This window comes from Mixta sp. Marseille-Q2659 (genome assembly GCF_940807255.1).
GTDB lineage: Bacteria > Pseudomonadota > Gammaproteobacteria > Enterobacterales > Enterobacteriaceae > Mixta.
This window is the reverse complement of sequence record NZ_CALNWY010000067.1, coordinates 1-3,281: the sequence shown is the minus strand read 5'-3', so window position 1 is coordinate 3,281 and position 3,281 is coordinate 1. Positions and strand designations below refer to the sequence as shown.

The 3,281-nt window shown below is 52.5% G+C and carries 4 protein-coding genes and 1 pseudogene; all 5 read right to left on the bottom strand.

Annotated elements, in window-relative coordinates:
* Positions 1-173: 173 nt before the first annotated feature.
* The 5 genes and pseudogenes from P3C52_RS20855 to P3C52_RS20835 all read right to left on the bottom strand — a co-directional run bounded on the left by P3C52_RS20855 (position 174) and on the right by P3C52_RS20835 (position 3,078).
* Positions 174-440 (bottom strand): hypothetical protein, encoded by a 267-nt coding sequence (locus tag P3C52_RS20855; RefSeq protein ID WP_275556769.1) that lies wholly within the window; start codon positions 438-440, stop codon positions 174-176.
* Positions 433-597: a hypothetical protein gene (locus P3C52_RS20850; protein WP_275556768.1), complete on the bottom strand. Its 165-nt coding sequence runs from the start codon at positions 595-597 to the stop codon at positions 433-435. Before P3C52_RS20850 ends, P3C52_RS20855 begins: the two co-directional genes overlap by 8 nt.
* 93 nt (positions 598-690) lie before the next feature.
* Positions 691-927 (bottom strand): hypothetical protein, encoded by a 237-nt coding sequence (locus P3C52_RS20845; protein ID WP_275556767.1) that lies wholly within the window; start codon positions 925-927, stop codon positions 691-693.
* Complete coding sequence (locus P3C52_RS20840) at positions 927-1,199, bottom strand: hypothetical protein (RefSeq protein ID WP_275556766.1); 273 nt, start codon at positions 1,197-1,199, stop codon at positions 927-929. Before P3C52_RS20840 ends, P3C52_RS20845 begins: the two co-directional genes overlap by 1 nt.
* Positions 1,196-3,078 (bottom strand): annotated as a pseudogene (locus P3C52_RS20835) (toprim domain-containing protein). Before P3C52_RS20835 ends, P3C52_RS20840 begins: the two are co-directional and overlap by 4 nt.
* Positions 3,079-3,281 lie beyond the last annotated feature (203 nt).

The following is a 3,281-nucleotide window of genomic DNA, read 5'->3' as shown; positions in this document are numbered from 1 at the left end:
CTGACCTCTTTTTCCCCATGAATACTGCCTGCCTGCTTACGTCTGTAAGCATTGCGTGGAGTTTTGCGTTTTGCGCAAGGCTGCGGGTGTCTTCCTGGATGATTATCTGTAGGGGGCGATCGGTATTAGCGGGGAGGTTCTGGATGGCTTCTATGCAGTTCTGGCGTATTCGGTTATCTCTGATGAGGTACGTCTGTTTCTCCACTGTCATCACCTTTCACATTCAAACCATGCTCGTAAATGGCATTCAAAACTCCGGCGCGGCCATATGCACAAAAAGAGATGGCTGGCTCTTCAATGCGCATCACCGGCGGCAGTTCAATTTCGATAGCTGCGCGTGATGCCTTCCAAATTTCCCAATAGCCACGCTTAACGCTATATGGCGGGTTGTGCCCCGTTGATTTAAGCCACGCTTCAAACTGCTCTCTGCTCTTATCCATCGCTCTGCTCCTGTTTGCTGCGGGCGAGCCATGCCCACCATGCTATCTGCTGAAGCCTTCTTCTCTCCATTGCTGAGAAAGATTTTATGGTGTAGCGCCAGTTATCTTCGAACCAGCAGTTAAACTTCTGCCGCTCCAGCTCATCGTTGCTTGTCATAATGTCACCGCCAGTCCAATCATAAACCCGAGTGACATCCCTATTGCGATGAAGCCTATGGCCTCGAAACCGCTATAAATCTTCGCGTTCATCTCACTCTCCTTCCTGATGCTTGCCGGCTGCCTTCTCTTGCTGCTCCAGTACTGGCAGGGCAATCTCAGCCCGAGCTTTCCATCCATCCCACATCTTGCAATACTCAAAGCCATCCCATGCATTGAACTCAGATACTGCATAACCATTTCCGCAGCGACTTGTGTGCCTTGGGATTGGATAAAGCTTCTCAAATACATCCATTTCTGATGCGATTTGTTCAGCGGTTAACTTGCTCATCACTCTTCCCCTTTGTCGTGCATCATCAGGTAGACGCTGCGGCGGTAGTCGTTGAACTCTGCGGCATTAATGCCAGGCACCATGCAGTTACCGAAAACAACCTCACCTTCTGGCGTCAATACAAACCGGTGGGATTTATGGTATGCAACGGAAATCTCCGGCGTCGGACCGCCCTGCGGTACTTTTGTCGGGAACTCATCGAAGTGCTTTATCAGGTACTCCATCGCGTCCGTATATTCAGCGGCTTCTTTGTAGCTGAGTCGGTAATTCATGCATACTCCGTAACATTTTGGTTCGCCCAGGCCTCGTCATATTCAGCGGCTGGCATATTGGCGATGTAGTTGTAAGGTGAGGCGGTTTCAGTCATCAGGAACTGATGCGACTGCTCCTCAAGATAGAGCGGTATACCACCTTCCCATCCCTCTCCGTTTCGCTGCTTCTCAAGCATCAGGACAGAAGCCGATGCGGATAGTGCGGCTTGTTCCTTGTCGTTCAGCGTTTCGCCCATCTGCTGCTTCTGGATGGCTCGCTCCCTGACTTTGTTGCGCCAGATGATAAACAGGTTATCGGTGAGGTCAGTGATTGCCCCGGTGCCTTTAACGTCCATCTTGCCGGTTGGTTTCTCTTCGCTGTCACCTTTACGGCTGTGAGTAACCATGATGACGTGGCTGTTGGTGCGGTTCTTGAAGTCACACACCGCATCGACAAAGGCTTTCTGCCCGTTGTAATCGTCATCACCAATTCCGCACTTCATCAGGCTGTCGATGATGAACAGCTGGATGCCGTAGCGTCGATGGGCGTATTCGAAGATTTCCAGAAGGCGATCTGCTTTTGCGGTGCCGGTCAGGCCGAAGAGCCACAGCCGGTCATCGTAGAACTTGAACGCTGAGTCTATCTCCAGCTGCGGTGGCAGTTTCAGACAGGTAGCCTGTCGTGTAAGGCGTTTAAGCAGTGCGCCCGGCTTCAGCTCAAGAGAAGCAACACAAGCTCTTACGCCCTGCCTCATCGCTTCCAGCACCATGTGGCCTGCCACTTCCGTTTTGCCATGACCGTTCACCCCATTCACGATGGTCAGCTCAGACTCGCGGAAAAGGAAATTGTGGTTCAGGGACTCCCACGGACTGGTGAAGAGATACTGCTCTTTGCCGTAGAAGGCGTTGATGGTGTCCTGATAGAACTCGCGGGCGCTGTAAAGCTCTTCAGGATCGAAGAACGCAGCTCGCTCCAGCACATCGATAACCTGCTCCGCTGTCATTCCTGCCTGCAAACACTCGTTGATGTCCTTGTGCGGGAGGCTGACCAGACGGCAGCGATGCTCACCGAGGCGGCTGGCGATTTCTTTGGCTGCAATCTGACCCACTTCATCGGCATCCATTGAAATCCAGATTTCATCGAACCGGTCCAGATTGTGAAACTCAAACTCAATCCACTGCTGCTTGGCACCCTTACCACCGCCGAACGGGACAGACAGAGCCGGAAGGCCGTACTGGTAATACGTCATGCAGTCGATTTCGCCCTCACACAGCACAACCAGGCGAACGTCTTTAGGGATTGCCTGCCAGCCAAACAGACACGGCTCACAATCGCCTTCTGCCATAATCACTTTCTTCCCGTCAGGGCGCTCAGTGCTGATGCGTTTAACCTGCAAAAGCTCACCGTCGCGCTTGTACGGGAAAGCCAGTGCATCCAGCTCACGCTCACCGTTCCAGACCTTTGCCGCCGCAACTTCAAATGCCTTTGCCGTCTCAGCGGTAATGCCGCGAGATGCCAGATATTCGAGATGCTTTTCGGTTTTGGTGAGGTAGCGGGAGATTTTTTTGCGGTCTGGTCGGGAGAATTTCTTTTGCTGCTTTGCTGTGAAGTGGTGGTCACTGTCTTTGATGCCGAGAAACTCTTTCGCTTCCGTCATCGCCGGTGTAGTCCGCAATCCCGGACCGCTACCCATAAATCCAGCAGGTCACCACCGCTTCCTTCCGCAAAATCCTGCCAGACTTTCTTGCCTGCCAGATTCACCTTCAGGCTTTTCCCTGACTCCCCGTTAACGCTTCCTGCAACCCACTCATGTGCCTCTTTCTTGCCGTTTGGCAACAGGTATCGGGCTACCCTGTCGACCTGATTCCACAGCAGGTCACTCAGTTCAGACGGTGTCATACAGACCTCAGTTGGAGTTTTTCAAACCAGAACCGGACAAACGCAGCGCTCAGCAGGCCGTGGTTATATCCGGCAATCAGCAGTGACTTAATTCGTGGCTTCATGTGATCACCTGTCGATAAACACGTAGCCAGACTTGGTTACTGTGATGGCTGATTTAACGCCGCTTGCCGTGACTGATGCTGCTGGCTTCTCGTCATTCC

Coding starts and splice junctions, on each gene's coding strand:
- P3C52_RS20855 (WP_275556769.1), bottom strand. CDS start 440: ATGGATAAGAGCAGAGAGCAGTTTGAAGCGTGGCTTAAATCAACGGGG.
- P3C52_RS20850 (WP_275556768.1), bottom strand. CDS start 597: ATGACAAGCAACGATGAGCTGGAGCGGCAGAAGTTTAACTGCTGGTTC.
- P3C52_RS20845 (WP_275556767.1), bottom strand. CDS start 927: ATGAGCAAGTTAACCGCTGAACAAATCGCATCAGAAATGGATGTATTT.
- P3C52_RS20840 (WP_275556766.1), bottom strand. CDS start 1,199: ATGAATTACCGACTCAGCTACAAAGAAGCCGCTGAATATACGGACGCG.